We start from the raw sequence: 15092 nt of genomic DNA, 5'->3' as shown, positions 1-15092 counted from the left end.
GGAACGCCATGAAACGCTCCACCGCACTCACCTCCCTCTTGCTTTCCATGGGATTGCTCAGCACCGGCGCACAGTCCGCCGAGCTGGCGCCCGCCGATCGCGTGACGCCGCTCAGTGAAATCGCCGAGATCACCTTCAACGATTTGCCCGGCTCACCGCAGGAGGCGGAACTGGCCATCGCCCGCACCGCCGACCAACACGGCGCCAGCTATTACCGCATCCTGCGGATGGAAGAGCAGGCGCACCCGCTTGGCTGGCGCGCCTCGGCCATCTTATACCTTTAGTAGCTCATGCAAGCCGCATTCAACACGCCGCCGCTGACGGAGACGCCCCCCAGGAAAATCCCGGCGGCCAGGTGGTTCGCTTCGATCTTGTCGCTGATGCGTGGCATGTAGATCTTCACGGCCGCGAACAGCAGCAGTTGCACCACCAGCGCCACTACGCCCCACAGCAGGTAATCCAGCAGGCTGATCGAGTTGATCGCCGCGCTGGCCAACGGGATCACATACCCCAGGCAAGCGCCGATGAAAGCAAAGGCGGCGGATTGATTATCGGCCTTGATCAGCGCCCATTCGTCGTGCGGAGTGATGCGGGTATAGACGAACAGAAACACCAAAATCATGGCGAAACCGCTGAAGAAATAAGAGGCGAACGCCGCCAACGCGCTGAGAATATCCATGTGCATTTTCCTGTCAGAGTGAGGCTGAATTAAAAAGGTTTTCGCCGCCGCGCGCCACCCTTTTCCCTAACCGCCGATAGCGCGGTTGAGCAGCAGTTCGCACACCTCAGCCGACAGCAGGCTCTCGCCGCGGTGATCCAGCGTCAGGTGGCACCAGGCGTCGGCTATCTGCGGGCTGGCATGCTGCAGCAGCTGCGCGGCGCAGCACAGGTCGAACAGCTGCTGGGTCAGCAGCCGCCCCATCTCTTCACGCGGTTGCCGGGCACGCTGCTGCCACTGCCGCCAGGCGTGATCGAACAAGCGATTTTGGCCGCGCACCGGCTGCAGCTCGAACTGCAGCATTTCGAGCGCGCCCGGCAGCTTGTGCAGGCTGCGCAACACGTCCAGACACATGATGTTGCCGGAACCTTCCCAGATGCTGTTGACCGGCATCTCGCGATACAGGCGCGGCAGTTCGCTCTCTTCGCAGTAGCCGATACCGCCCAGCACCTCCATCGCCTCGGCGATGAACGGCATGCCCTGGCGACAGATGCTGTATTTGGCCGCCGGGGTCAGCAGGCGGCTGTAGATCAGTTCGCCCTCATTGCTGCGGCTTTCCCAGGCGCGGGCCAGCCGGAACAGCAACGCGGTATGCCCTTCCAGCCGCAGCGCCATGCGCGCCAGAACCTGGCGCATCAGCGGCTGTTCGATCAGGAGCTTGCCGAACGCCTGCCGCTGCAGCGCATGATACAGCGCCACCGACAGCCCGCGGCGCATCAGGCCGTGGCTGCCGAGCGAGCAGTCGAAACGGGTCAGGCCGCCCATCTTCAGGATATGCCGCACGCCGTCCCCCTCATCCCCCAACAGCCAGGCGGTGGCGTCCTGAAACTCCACTTCGCTGCTGGCGTTGGAGCGGTTGCCCAGTTTGTCTTTCAACCGCTCCAGGCGAATGGCGTTGCGGCTGCCGTCCGGCAAAATGCGCGGCAGGAAGAAACAGGACAACCCGCCTTCGGCCTGCGCCAGCACCAGGTGCGCATCGCTCTGCGGTACCGAGAAGAACCACTTGTGCCCCACCAGCCGGTAGGCTTCACCCGGCCCGCGCGCGCCGAGCGGCGCGGCGGTAGTGGTATTGCTCAAAACGTCGGAACCACCCTGCTTCTCCGTCATGCCCATGCCGATCAGCAGGCCGCGCTTTTGCCCGCCCGGCAGCAGGTGAGCGTCATAACGATCCGACAGCAGCGGCGTCAGCCAGGCGCGAAACTCGGCCGGTAACGCCTGCAGCAGCAGCGGCGTGGCGCCGAAGGTCATGGTCACCGGGCAGAGCGTGCCGGCCTCGACCTGCGCATGCAGCATAAAGCGCGCGGCGCGCGCCACGAAGGAACCGATGCGCGCATCCTCCTGCCAGGGCAGGTTGTGCACCCGGTTGGCGATCAGCCCCTGCATCAGGATATGCCAGGCCGGGTGAAAGCGAACGTCGTCCAGCCGCTGGCCGGTGGCGTCGTAGCGCAGCAGCTCCGGCGGGTTGGCGTTGGCCAGCCGCCCCAGCTCCAGCGACTCCTGCGTGCCGAGCTGCTGGCCCAGCGAAGCCAATACCTCGGCGTCCCAACCGCCTTGCTCGCGCTGCAACGCTTCGCGCAGCGGCGTATCGGAGAGAAACAGGTTGCTGTTGCCCAGCGGCTTGGGTTGGTTAAAAACGGTGTGCGTAGTCCAGACCATGAGAGTGCTCCCTGAAAAAAGCGTCAGGAGTAAGTATGGTCGGCGCAGAGATTTCTGCCGCAGGCGGGATCACAAGAGGGGGAATTAACGGGAGCACGGCGCCCCCGTCAGAAGAATCAGCCGCGCTGGCGCACCGCTTCGAACAGGCAGATGCCGGTGGCGACCGACACGTTCAGTGAAGAGACGGTACCGGCCATCGGGATGCTGATCAGCTCATCGCAGTGTTCGCGGGTCAGGCGGCGCATGCCTTCGCCTTCCGCGCCCATCACCAGCGCCATCGGGCCGGTCATTTTGCTCTGATATAGCGTATGGTCGGCTTCGCCGGCGGTGCCGACGACCCAGACATTCATCTCTTGCAGCAGACGCAGCGTGCGCGCCAGGTTGGTCACGCGGATCAACGGCACGTTTTCGGCGGCGCCGCAGGCCACTTTCTTGGCGGTGGCGTTCAACTGGGCGGAACGATCGCGGGGCACGATCACCGCGTGCACGCCGGCCGCGTCGGCGCTGCGCAGGCAGGCGCCGAGGTTATGCGGGTCGGTCACGCCGTCCAGCACCAGCAGGAATGGCGTTTCCACGCTCTCCAACAGGCCCGGCAGATCGTTCTCCTGATACTGACGCCCTTCGCGCACCCGGGCGATGATCCCCTGGTGCACCGCGCCTTCAACCTTGTCATCCAGCCATTGGCGGTTCGCCACCTGGATCACGATGCCGGTCGCTTCCAGCTCGGCGATCAGCGGTTGCAGACGGCGATCTTCGCGGCCTTTCAGGATAAACACTTCCAGGAAGCGTTGCGGGTCGCGCTCTAACAGGGCTTTGACGGCGTGGATGCCGTAAATAATTTCGCTCATGATGCTCTTTTAAAGTCGTGCGGCCGGCGATAACCGGCCAATGGTAACGATGTGCGGCAGGTTAAGCCTGCTCGGCACCTTTCTTCTTGGCTGCGCGTTTGGCTTTGGTCGCCGCCGCGATTTTCCGCGTTTTGTCGGACGCTTTCTTGGCTTTCTTCTTCGCCTTCTTCACGTTGTCCGCGGGCTTGGCGTCATCCTGCTTGCGGAAGGCGCTGTCCGGCTCGAAGTTGGCCGGCGGTTTGCCGCCGCGGCGCTTGCCGCGCCCCGCGTTGCCATTGTCGCGCAACGTGCGCTGGCCGCCCTTCTTGGCGCGATCGCGCTCGGTTTTACCTTCACCGCGCGCTTTACGGGTGCTGGATACCAGCGCGAAGTCGATCTTGCGCTCGTCCATATGCACCGCATCCACGCGGATCTCCACCGTATCCCCCAGGCGATAGACCGTGCCGGAAGATTCGCCGATCAGGCGCTGGCCGATATTATCGTAGCGATAGTAATCATTATCCAGCGTTGATACGTGCACCAGCCCGTCGATGAACAGATCGTTCAGGCGCACGAAGAAGCCGAAGCCGGTCACGCTGGAGATGATGCCGCTGAACACTTCACCGACGTGATCCTGCATGAAGTCGCACTTCAGCCAGTCGGCGACGTTGCGCGTCGCTTCGTCCGCGCGGCGCTCGGTCATCGAACAGTGCTCGCCCAGCTGCAGCATCTCTTCGAATTCGCTGTGCCAGCCGCCGGTCGGCGTCCAGCGCTCTTTCGGCTCGCCGTGTTCTTTAGCCAGCTGGTATTTGATCGCGCGGTGCAACGCCAGATCCGGATAACGGCGGATCGGCGAGGTGAAGTGGCCGTAAGAGGCCAGCGCCAGGCCGAAGTGGCCGCGGTTTTCCGGATCGTAAATCGCCTGCTTCATCGAGCGCAGCAACATGGTTTGCAGCATTTCGTGGTCAGGGCGCTCGGACACTTCATCCATCAGCACCGCATAGTCCTTCGGCTGCGGCTTGTTGCCGCCGCCAAGCGTCAGCCCCAGCTCGCTCAGCACGCTGCGCAGCGCGGAGATGTGGTCATCGCTCGGACGATCGTGCACGCGGTACAGCGCCGGCTCGTTGCGTTTCTCGACGAAGCGCGCGGCCGCCACGTTGGCCATGATCATGCACTCTTCGATCAGCTTGTGGGCGTCGTTGCGCACCGTCGGCTCCACGCGCTCGATGCGGCGTTCGGCGTTGAAGATGAATTTGGCTTCTTCGGTTTCAAACGCGATGCCGCCGCGCTCGGCGCGCGCCTTATCCAGCACCTTGTACATGGCGTGCAGCTCTTCCAGGTGCTTGACCAGCGGGTGGTAATGCTCGCGCAGCTCCTGATCGCCCTGCAGAATGTGCCACACCTTGTTGTAGGTCAGGCGGGCGTGGGAGCTCATCACCGCCTCGTAGAACTTGGCCGTGGACAGGCGCCCCTGGGCGGAGATGGTCATCTCGCACACCATGCACAGGCGATCGACCTGCGGGTTCAGGGAGCACAGCCCGTTGGACAGCACTTCCGGCAGCATCGGGATCACCTGCGACGGGAAATACACCGAGTTGCCGCGGCTGCGCGCTTCGTCGTCCAGCGCGGTGCGTGGACGCACATAGTAGCTGACGTCGGCGATCGCTACCCACAGGCGCCAGCCGCCGCCGCGTTTTTTCTCGCAGTACACGGCATCATCGAAGTCGCGCGCGTCTTCACCGTCGATGGTGACCAACGGCAGCTTGCGCAGATCGACGCGGCCCTTCTTGGCCGCTTCCGGCACCTGTTCGCTGAGATCGGCCACCTGCTTTTCCACCTGCGGTGGCCAGGTATGCGGGATCTCATGGGTGCGCAGCGCGATATCCACCGCCATGCTGGTGCCCATTTTGTCGCCGAGGATCTCGACGATCTTGCCGACCGCTTTGGTGCGGCGGGTTGGGCGTTGAGTCAGCTCCACCACCACCATGTAGCCCATGCGCGCACCGCTGACGCTGTCCGCCGGGATCAGAATATCGAAGCTCAGACGGCTGTCGTCCGGCACCACGAAGCCGGTACCGGCATCCATGAAGAAGCGGCCGACGATCTGGCTGGTTTTCGGCACCAGCACGCGCACGATGCGCGCTTCGCGACGCCCTTTGCGATCCGCGCCCAGCGCCTGCGCCAGCACCACGTCACCGTGGATCGCCATTTTCATCTGTTCGGCGGACAGATAGAGATCGTCTTTGCTGCCTTCAACGCGCAGGAAGCCATAGCCGTCGCGGTGGCCGATCACCGTGCCGCGCAGCAGGTCCAAACGCTCCGGCAGCGCGTAGCACTGGCGGCGGGTAAACACTAACTGGCCATCGCGCTCCATGGCGCGCAGGCGGCGGCGCAGCGCTTCCAGCTGTTCTTCGCCGCTGAGGCCCAATTCGTTGCCCAGTTCTTCGCGGCTGGCCGGCGTTTCTCGTTTCGCCAAATGGGCCAGGATATATTCACGGCTGGGGATGGGAGATTCGTATTTTTCTGCTTCTCGTTCCAGGAATGGATCTTGTGACATTGCGGTTCCTCCGTTGTCATCAGCAGGATGACGTTGAGCCTTGTCTTCTCAACGTCGTTTTATTCGACAAGCAATAGCTTGTAGAGCGGCGGATTGTCTTCGACCATGTCGGCCAACGTATGCTTATCCAGCTCTTCAAGGAAATTCTGTACGCCCTGTTGGAGCACCTGCTTCAATCGGCAGGCAGGGGTGATGTGGCAAAAATCACTGCTGCAGTTAACCAGCGCAAGCGGCTCCAGCGCCCGCACGACGTCACCGAGGCGAATGCTCTCGGCCGGTTTGCCCAAGCGAATGCCGCCATGCTTGCCGCGCACCGCCGTGACAAAACCTACCCGGCTCAACTGATTGATGATCTTCACCATATGGTTGCGGGACACGCCATAAACCTCGGTCACTTCCGAGATGTTGGTCATCTTGTCCTGCGGCAACGAGGCCATGTAGATCAACGCCCGCAGGCCATAATCAGTAAAACTTGTTAACTGCACATCTTACCTCTGGGTATGACTTTACCCGTCTGATACGCCGCTTTTCGGCGCTATTCAAAAGATTACTCATTGGATAATAAACCAGCCGGAGAGTTCGTCGCTAATTATTTAGCGAATCCCGCGCCCTAAGGCGGGTTTATGAAAGGATTTTTTGACGTGAAACCGCAATCGGAGGGAGTCAGGATAAAAACAAACCGGGACGCGCCCGGTTTGTTTAATGCCGCAAAGCCTGATTATGCGTCGAACGGGTCGCGCAGGATCATGGTTTCGCTGCGATCCGGGCCGGTAGAGATGATGTCTACCGGTACGCCGGTCACTTCTTCGATGCGCTTGATGTAGTTCAGCGCAGCCTGAGGCAGCTTGCTGTGCTCTTTCACGCCAAAGGTGGTTTCGCTCCAGCCCGGCATGGTTTCGTAGATAGGCTCAATGCCTTCCCAGCCTTCAGCCGCCAGCGGAGTGGTGTCCACTTCACGGCCGTCCGGCATGCGGTAACCCACGCAGATCTTCACTTCTTTCAGGCCGTCCAGGACGTCCAGTTTGGTCAGGCAGAAGCCGGACAGGGAGTTGATCTGCACCGCGCGACGCACCGCTACCGCGTCCAACCAGCCGGTACGACGACGACGGCCGGTGGTGGCGCCGAACTCGTTACCCTGCTTGCACAGGTACTCGCCGGTTTCATCGAACAGTTCGGTTGGGAACGGGCCTGCACCCACGCGAGTGGAGTAGGCTTTCACGATGCCCAGCACGTAGTCCACATAACGCGGGCCGATGCCGGAACCGGTAGCCACGCCGCCGGCGGTGGTGTTGGAAGAGGTCACATACGGGTAAGTACCGTGGTCGATATCCAGCAGGGTGCCCTGAGCGCCTTCGAACATGATCAGATCGCCACGCTTGCGCGCGCCGTCCAGCAGTTCGGAAACGTCAACCACCATCGCGGTCAGGATATCGGCGATAGACAGCACGTAGTCCAGCGTCGCCTGATAATCGACGGCTTCAACTTTGTAGTAGTTGACCAGTTGGAAGTTGTGGTAATCGACGATCTCTTTCAGCTTAACGGCGAAGGTTTCTTTGTTGAACAGATCGCCGACGCGCAGACCGCGACGAGCCACTTTATCTTCGTAAGCCGGGCCGATGCCGCGACCGGTGGTGCCGATCGCTTTCGCGCCGCGCGCTTTCTCACGCGCGTTATCCAACGCAACGTGGTAAGGCAGGATCAACGGGCAAGCTTCAGAGAGTAACAGACGTTCGCGTACCGGGATGCCACGCGCTTCGAGTTCACCCATTTCTTTCATCAACGCGTCCGGCGCCAGAACAACACCGTTGCCGATGATGCTGGTGACGTTTTCACGCAGAATGCCTGAAGGAATTAAATGAAGAACGGTTTTTTCACCGTTGATTACCAGAGTGTGGCCAGCGTTATGGCCACCTTGGTAGCGCACAACATATTGAGCCCGTTCAGTCAGCAGGTCTACAACCTTGCCTTTACCTTCGTCACCCCATTGGGTGCCCAGTACGACGACGTTCTTACCCATTTTTCAAAATCACCGATTGCTTAAAAATGGATTCTACCACCGTAATTTTCGATTTTCAGCACTTTTAGCATACGATTGCATAAATTTTGGGCTAGACTTTAAAGACCCGTGCGGCCGCTCAACATGTAGTAGATCACGCAGCCCGCAACCACTATTCCACCGCCAAATCGCCGCAGCGTCGCGTCCGGCAACTGCGACATCGCCACAATCATTTTGCGCCAGGCCTGCGGAAACAGCATCGGCCCCAGTCCTTCCAGCACCAGGACCAGCCCGAGCGCCAGCCAAATCGTTGAGTTCATGCATCCCCCAAAAACGAGAAAGGGCCCGCGAAAACGGGCCCTCGATCAGATTGCCTGCCGCGCTTATTTGCGCAGGGTATCAGGCGACTTCATGTAGCGGAAGAAATCACTGTCCGGGCTCAGTACCAGCACGTCCTGGTTGTCCTTGAAGCTGGCTTCATAGGCACGCAGGCTGCGGATAAAGGCATAGAAGTCCGGATCCTGGCTGAACGCATTGGCGAACAGCTTGGCTGCTTCAGCATCGCCTTCACCACGGGTGATACGCGCCTGACGCTCGGCTTCCGCCAGGGTACGGGTCACTTCGTAGTCCGCGCTGGCGCGCAGTTTCTCGGCTTCTTCCTGGCCCTGCGAGCGCAGGCGACGGGCTACCGCTTCACGCTCGGCGCGCATACGCTGGTAGATGGCGTCGGAGACTTCGGCCGGCAGGTTGATCTGCTTGATACGCACGTCGATCACTTCGATGCCCAACGCCGCCATGCTGTTCGGGTTCACCTGCGGCTGTTTGCCGGTGGTTTCCCGCTCAACGCGCGCCGCCGCAGAGGCGATAGCGTCATCGGCTTCGGTGGTCGCCACTTCTTCGCCGTCACCCACGGTGCCGGTGTTCAGCGCGTCACGCACGTCAGACATCAGCTTGCCGCGCGAGTCGGTCACGATGTCTTTCACGTCCAGGCGGCCGATTTCGGAACGCAGACGGTCGCTGAACTTACGCTTCAGCAGCACTTCGGCCTGGGAGACGTCGCCGCCGCCGGTCGCCAGATAGTAGCGGCTGAAGTCGCTGATGCGCCACTTCAGATAGGAGTCAACGATCAGGTCTTTCTTCTCGCTGGTCACGAAGCGATCGGCCTGGTTGTCCATGGTCTGGATACGCGCATCCAGGTTCTTCACGGTCTCAATGAACGGGATCTTGAGGTGCAGACCCGGCGCATACACCAGCGGCTTGTTTTCGCCGTCGCGCAGCACTTTGCCGAAGCGCAGCACAATGCCGCGCTGGCCTTCCTGCACCACGAACAGCGAAGCGTACAGCACCACCAGCACCGCGAGGACAATAACTACAAAAGACTTACGCATTGATTACTCTCTCCCTACGCGAGTGGTGTCGTCACGCTGCGCATTCGCCCGGCGCTGATCCATAACCGATCCGCTGCTGGTGCGCGGGGTGCTGCTGTTGGCAGCCGGCGCTGGATTCGGATTGAGGCGAATCAGGCTGGTATCCTTGTTGCCGCTCTCCGTCGCCGCGCCTTGGCCGCGCAGCATCTGATCCAGCGGCAGCACCATCAGGTTGTTGCCTTTGTCGCTCACCAACACCTTACGGGTATGGCCCAGCACTTTTTCCATGGTTTCGATATACAGACGCTCGCGGGTGATCTGCGGGGCGGACTTGTATTCCGGCAACAGCTTGGCAAAGCGCGCCACCTCACCCTGAGCTTCCAGGACGGTGCGGTCTTTATAAGCCTTGGAGTCTTCCAGCAGACGCTGCGCCTGGCCGTTCGCACGCGGCTGAACTTCGTTGGCGTAAGCTTCCGCTTCACGGATGTATTGCTGCTCGTTCTCACGCGCGGCGATCGCATCGTCGAACGACGCCTTCACCTCTTCCGGCGGACGCGCCGCCTGGAAGTTGACGTCCAGCAGCGTGATGCCCATGTTGTAAGGACGAATGGTCTCTTCCAGCATGCGCTGCGTATCGTTACGCACCACGGTACGGCCTTCGGTCAGGATGCGATCCATCGAGTATTTGCCGATCACGCCGCGCAGGGCGCTGTCGGTCGCCTGGCTCAGGCTGTCGTCGGCATTGACGACGCTGAACAGGTACGCTTCCGGGTTGGTCACGCGGTACTGCACGTTCATTTCCACGCGCACCACGTTTTCATCGGAGGTCAGCATCACGCCGGACGCCGCCAGCTCACGCACGGATTCCACGTTCACCGGACGCACGTCGTCGATGAAGGTCGGCTTCCAGTTCAGGCCCGGCTGCACCAGGTGGCTGAACTTACCGAAACGCGTCACAACGCCGCGCTCGGCTTCCTTGATGGTGTAGAAGCCGCTGGCGGCCCAGATCACCACCACGGCAACCGCCGCGATACCGATAATGCGGCCGCTGAAGCCCGGACCGGAGGCCCCGGTGCCGCCGCTATTGCTGTTGGAGCCTTTGCCCCCGCCAAAACCGCTCAATTTCTTGCTCAGTTTGCGGAAGATATCATCCAAATCAGGTGGCCCTTGATCACGACCGCCTTTGTTGTTACCGCCAGAGTTGCCGCCATTGTTATTGCTGCTCCCCCACGGGTCGCGGTCCTGTCCGTTATTACCGGGCTGATTCCACGCCATGTTTTAGCTCCATATTCTGTGATTGGGTACTTCAGGCTTTCGCGAAGCATAAATGTAACAGGATATGATCATACGATAAAGTCAATCAGGTCCTGTTCTTGCTTGCAGAGACGACGCCATTCGACGATCGGCATTCGCACCACCACGCCAATGCTGCCGTCCTCTTCGTTCCACTCTTTTTCAATCGCCTGAAGCTGGTAAAAACGGCTGCGAAGACGGCCTGCCCGTGGCGGTAAGCGCAATTCGTAATGCGCGATCTCCCCCGATAAGCGCTCCGTCAACGCCTGATACAGCAACGGAATACCCTCTCCGCTGGCGGCGGACAGCCACACCCGGATCGGCAGGTTTTCATCGTTGCGGTCGATACGCGGCACAAAATCGTCCAGCATATCTATTTTGTTCATCACTAACAGTGTAGGGATTTCATCCGAGTCTATCTCCGCCAGCACGGTGTTCACCGCGTCGATGTTCTCGTCGACGCGCGGATCCGCCGCGTCGATGACGTGCAGCAGCAAAGAGGCCTGGCGCGTCTCCTGCAGCGTCGCCTTGAAGGCGGCCACCAGATCGTGCGGCAGGTGCCGGATAAAGCCTACGGTATCCGCCAACACGGTATCCCCCACGTCCGGCACATCAATGCGCCGCAACGTAGGATCCAGGGTGGCAAATAGCTGGTCCGCCGCATACACCTCGGCAGACGTTATTCGGTTAAACAGGGTGGATTTGCCGGCGTTGGTATAGCCCACCAGCGATACGGTCGGCACATCGGCGCGGGTCCGCGCACGTCGGCCTTGTTCACGCTGCTTCTCTACCCGCTCCAGGCGGCGCAGAATCAAGCTGATGCGATCGCGTAACAGGCGACGGTCGGTCTCAAGCTGGGTTTCCCCCGGCCCGCGCAGGCCTATCCCCCCTTTTTGCCGCTCCAGGTGCGTCCAGCCGCGTACCAGACGCGTGGCGATGTGACGCAGCTGCGCCAGCTCCACCTGCAGCTTACCTTCATGGGTGCGGGCACGCTGGGCGAAAATGTCTAAAATCAGCCCGGTGCGATCGATCACCCGGCATTCGCACAGGCGCTCGAGGTTTCTTTCCTGCGCCGGGGAAAGGGAATGATCAAACAGGACAACAGACGCGCCGCTGGCTTTCACCGCATCTGCAATTTCTTCGGCCTTTCCTTCGCCGACAAAGTACTTCGGATGCGGGGCTTTGCGGCTACCAGTCACCACTTGCAAAGCTTCGACACCGGCTGAGGAGACCAGCGATTCGAACTCGCTGAGATCTTCCGTATCTTTGTCTTGCGAGAAATAGATATGAACCAGTACGGCCTGCTCACCGGCTTCATAACGGTCAAACAAGCGTGCAACCTCTCAAACGGACACTCACCGTGAGTTTGGGGGACATAAACAGCACGCGGCTGCTTATGCTCCCCGTCATGGTTGACTTGCAACGCGCTTTATTCAGCGTCATCGCTTTCCTGCTGCGGCTGTTGCTGCGCAGACGGATTGTTACCATGGTGATAGTTGCTTGAACCGCCGCTCGGATTGTTGCTGTGATGCGAGACCGGGCGTGACGGGACAACGGTAGAGATAGCGTGCTTGTACACCATCTGGCTAACCGTGTTCTTCAACAGGATGACAAACTGGTCAAAAGACTCAATCTGGCCTTGCAGCTTAATACCATTCACCAAATAAATAGAAACCGGAACACGTTCACGACGCAATGCGTTCAGGAACGGATCTTGCAAAGATTGCCCCTTAGCCATTCTATCTTTTCCTTATTTGCTTGTTGTTTGTAACTAAGAACCTGTCGGCTCTAAAATAAACGACGTAAAAAATTTGCGCGCTGAATACTCAGCAATTGTACACAATCACCCAACCTATGCACTAACAACCTGTGTCACCGAGTCCAAAGCCTCTCCCGGCTTTTCACTGTCCAACCAATGGACCGACTCCCAACCCCGTAACCAGGTCATCTGGCGTTTAGCCAACTGACGTGTTGCGCAAATACCACGATAAACCATCTCATCGTAACTAATTTCACCAGACAAGTATGACCACATCTGGCGGTAACCGACACAGCGAATGGAGGGCAAGTCCGTATGCAAATCACCCCGTGCGAAAAGTGCACGCGCTTCCGTCTCAAAACCCGCCGCCAACATTTGATGGTACCGCAGCTCGATGCGTTGATGGATCAACTCACGGCTGGTCGGCGCTATCGCAAATTGGTGAACTTGATACGGTAACGATTCACCCGAAATTTTAGTCAGTTCCGTTAAAGTTTTACCCGAAATAAAAAAAACTTCCAGTGCTCTGGACAGTCTCTGCGGATCATTCGGATGAATTCTCACTGCCGCGACCGGATCGATCGCCTGTAACTGACGGTGCAGCGCCTCCCAGCCCTGCTCCGCCGCTTGCCGTTCGATGCGCTCGCGCACCGCGGGATCGGCGGACGGCAACGGCGACAATCCTTCCAGCAACGCCTTGAAATACAACATGGTGCCGCCCACCAACAGCGGAATGCGGCCGGCGGCGGTGATGTCGGCCATCTCTTTCAGCGCATCGGCGCGGAACTCCGCAGCCGAGTAAGCTTCGGCGGGATCGCGAATATCGATCAGCCGATGCGGCGCCTGCGCCAATTCTTCGGTGCTCGGCTTGGCGGTGCCGATATCCATGCCGCGATAAATCAGCGCGGAATCGACGCTGATCAGTTCCACCGGCAGGCGCTCGCGCAGCGCGATCGCCAGCGCGGTCTTGCCCGAGGCGGTCGGCCCCATAATGAAAATAGCCGGGGGACGTGATGTCATTTCAGTTTCAGTCATGCTTGAGGGCCGCCAGTGCGGCCTGTAAATCAACGGGTTGTAAAAGTCCGTTCGGTGGCGATTTGACCAGCTGCGGGCAAAGTCGTTCAACGTCGGTCAGCAATTGTATCGCTTGCGAGGTGTTCCACTGTTCATGTTCGCTGCCGAGACGGCGAGCGAGCCAGGTGGCCAACACCGCGGGCGACATCTCCTGATGCTCGGCCAGATAGCCTAACAGTTCGGGTATCAGTTTTTGTAAATTTTGTTGGCGTAATGGTAAAGGCACTGCGCGCAGCGTCACACGGCCGTGATCCGTCTGCAAATCCAGCCCCATCATCGTCAGCAGCGCCTGATGCCGCGCGATGGCCGCCGCTTCGTTCTTGTCCAACGTCAGCTTGACTGGGATCAGCAGCGGCTGCGGCCGCAGCCCTTCCGTCGGCGGATTGAGCTGCGCCTGGCGCAGCCAGCGCTCGGCCACCGTCAGGTTGAGCAACGCCGGCTGCTGGCGCTGTTCAATCAGTGCGTAGCACGGCGGATGGATCATCAGCACCCGGCCAAAGCTGTGTTGCCCGCTCGCCAACGGCGTTTCCACGGCGGCTTTCACCGGTGGGAACAGCGGCGGCCGACTCGGGGCTTCCGGCGCGGCCTCAGCCTGCGGCTCGGCGGCAGGCCGCATCAGTTTGCCGTACAGCTCGCCTTCGCGTTTCTGGTAACCGCCCGCCGTTTGCCAACCGGGCTGCGGCGCGCGCTCGCGGGCAGCGCCGGCCGGTGGCGGCGTTTCGCGACGCGGCGCCGGCTGTGAAAAATGGTTGCCGCCGGCGGCGACGCGGTTTTCCTGCTGCCAGACCGGCGCAGGCGCCTCGTCAGGCGTTTCCGCCAGCGGCAGCGACGGCGTCTGCCCGGCCTGTTGCAGCACCGTGGTCACCGCCTGGTAGATAAAATCGTGCACCAGCCGCGCCTGATGGAAACGCACCTCGTGCTTGGCGGGATGAACGTTGACGTCCACCTGGTGCGGATCCACCTCCAGATACAACACATAAGCGGGCTGCTGATCGTCTTTCAGCTGATCCTGATAGGCCTGACGAATGGCGTGGTTGATCAAGCGATCGCGCATCATGCGGCTGTTGACGTAGCAGTACTGCATTTCACCCAGCTGGCGCGCCCCGTCCGGATCCGCCACCCAACCGCGGATGCTCAGATCGCCGTGCTGCCAGTCGATGTTCAGCGCATGCTGCAAAAACGCCGGGCCGCAGATGCTGCCCAAACGGCGCTCGTGCTGGCTTTCTTCCTTCGCCGCCCGATATTGGCGGATCAGTTTGCCGTTGTGGCTGAGGTTGATCGCCACATCGAAGCGCGCCAGCGCGATGCGCCGCACCACTTCATCGATATGGCCGAATTCGGTTTTCTCGGTGCGCATGAATTTGCGGCGCGCCGGGGTGTTGTAAAACAGATCCAGCACTTCCAGCGTGCTGCCGACCGGGTGCGCGGCGGGTTTGACCGTCACCGCCTGCTCGCGCCCTTCGGCATAGGCTTGCCACGCTTCGCTCTGGTCTGCTGTGCGCGACGTCAGGGTCAAACGGGAAACCGAGCTGATGCTGGCCAGCGCTTCGCCGCGAAAACCGAGGCTGACGATCGCCTCCAGGTCGTCGAGCGTGCTGATTTTACTGGTGGCGTGCCGCGCCAGCGCCAGCGCCAGATCGTCCTTGCCGATGCCGCAGCCGTTGTCGCGAATGCGGATCAACTTGGCGCCGCCGCGTTCGATATCGATATCGATGCGCGTCGCACCGGCGTCCAGGCTGTTTTCCACCAGCTCTTTGACGACCGACGCGGGGCGTTCGACCACCTCTCCGGCGGCGATCTGGTTGGCGAGCTGTGGCGGTAACACCTGGATAGGCATGCTGACTC

At 60.6% G+C, this 15092-nt stretch carries 14 protein-coding genes; 1 reads left to right on the top strand and 13 read right to left on the bottom strand.

Going from position 1 to position 15092, the window contains the following annotated elements; translation table 11 throughout:
* The first annotated feature begins 8 nt into the window (after positions 1–8).
* Positions 9–284: a DUF1471 domain-containing protein gene (locus ACJ8J1_RS19120; RefSeq protein WP_025305027.1), complete on the top strand. Its 276-nt coding sequence runs from the start codon at positions 9–11 to the stop codon at positions 282–284.
* Here the strand turns inward: ACJ8J1_RS19120 and ACJ8J1_RS19115 are convergent.
* The 13 genes from ACJ8J1_RS19115 to mutL form a co-directional block, all read right to left on the bottom strand.
* Positions 281–679: a DUF350 domain-containing protein gene (locus ACJ8J1_RS19115; RefSeq protein WP_015376394.1), complete on the bottom strand. Its 399-nt coding sequence runs from the start codon at positions 677–679 to the stop codon at positions 281–283. The two genes, ACJ8J1_RS19120 and ACJ8J1_RS19115, sit on opposite strands and share 4 nt — an antisense overlap.
* Positions 680–745: 66 nt before the next feature.
* On the bottom strand, positions 746–2374 hold the full coding sequence (locus ACJ8J1_RS19110) for an isovaleryl-CoA dehydrogenase (protein ID WP_033641628.1): 1629 nt from the start codon (positions 2372–2374) through the stop codon (positions 746–748).
* 116 nt (positions 2375–2490) lie between these two features.
* Positions 2491–3222, bottom strand: coding sequence for a 23S rRNA (guanosine(2251)-2'-O)-methyltransferase RlmB (gene rlmB / locus ACJ8J1_RS19105; protein ID WP_004933653.1), 732 nt, complete (start codon positions 3220–3222; stop codon positions 2491–2493).
* A gap of 61 nt (positions 3223–3283) precedes the next feature.
* Positions 3284–5758, bottom strand: coding sequence for a ribonuclease R (gene rnr / locus ACJ8J1_RS19100; protein ID WP_033641627.1), 2475 nt, complete (start codon positions 5756–5758; stop codon positions 3284–3286).
* 59 nt (positions 5759–5817) lie between these two features.
* The gene (gene nsrR / locus ACJ8J1_RS19095; protein ID WP_025305023.1) at positions 5818–6243 is read right to left on the bottom strand and encodes a nitric oxide-sensing transcriptional repressor NsrR; all 426 of its coding nucleotides are present in this window, start codon (positions 6241–6243) and stop codon (positions 5818–5820) included.
* A gap of 233 nt (positions 6244–6476) precedes the next feature.
* Positions 6477–7775, bottom strand: coding sequence for an adenylosuccinate synthase (locus ACJ8J1_RS19090; RefSeq protein WP_025159583.1), 1299 nt, complete (start codon positions 7773–7775; stop codon positions 6477–6479).
* 98 nt (positions 7776–7873) lie between these two features.
* Positions 7874–8074 (bottom strand): DUF2065 domain-containing protein, encoded by a 201-nt coding sequence (locus ACJ8J1_RS19085; RefSeq protein WP_004933666.1) that lies wholly within the window; start codon positions 8072–8074, stop codon positions 7874–7876.
* 63 nt (positions 8075–8137) lie between these two features.
* Positions 8138–9142, bottom strand: a complete 1005-nt coding sequence (hflC, locus tag ACJ8J1_RS19080) for a protease modulator HflC (protein WP_004933669.1) — start codon at positions 9140–9142, stop codon at positions 8138–8140.
* 3 nt (positions 9143–9145) lie between these two features.
* Positions 9146–10396 carry an FtsH protease activity modulator HflK gene (gene hflK / locus ACJ8J1_RS19075; protein WP_033641626.1) on the bottom strand — a complete coding sequence of 417 codons (1251 nt, stop codon included), beginning with the start codon at positions 10394–10396 and terminating at the stop codon, positions 9146–9148.
* Between the two features lie 68 nt (positions 10397–10464).
* Positions 10465–11745, bottom strand: coding sequence for a ribosome rescue GTPase HflX (gene hflX / locus ACJ8J1_RS19070; RefSeq protein ID WP_033641625.1), 1281 nt, complete (start codon positions 11743–11745; stop codon positions 10465–10467).
* A 98-nt stretch (positions 11746–11843) separates the two neighbouring features.
* Entirely contained in the window at positions 11844–12152 is a 309-nt protein-coding gene (gene hfq / locus ACJ8J1_RS19065; protein ID WP_004933678.1) for an RNA chaperone Hfq, read from the bottom strand.
* 114 nt (positions 12153–12266) lie between these two features.
* Complete coding sequence (gene miaA / locus ACJ8J1_RS19060; RefSeq protein ID WP_033641624.1) at positions 12267–13208, bottom strand: tRNA (adenosine(37)-N6)-dimethylallyltransferase MiaA; 942 nt, start codon at positions 13206–13208, stop codon at positions 12267–12269.
* On the bottom strand, positions 13201–15084 hold the full coding sequence (mutL, locus tag ACJ8J1_RS19055) for a DNA mismatch repair endonuclease MutL (RefSeq protein ID WP_033641623.1): 1884 nt from the start codon (positions 15082–15084) through the stop codon (positions 13201–13203). The genes miaA and mutL overlap by 8 nt, the downstream gene beginning before the upstream one ends.
* Between the last annotated feature and the right edge of the window lie 8 nt (positions 15085–15092).

The organism is Serratia sp. CY37869, from assembly GCF_052168895.1.
Classification (GTDB): domain Bacteria; phylum Pseudomonadota; class Gammaproteobacteria; order Enterobacterales; family Enterobacteriaceae; genus Serratia; species Serratia ureilytica.
Note: the sequence above shows the minus strand (reverse complement) of the source record. Positions and strands in the feature narration are given on the sequence as shown.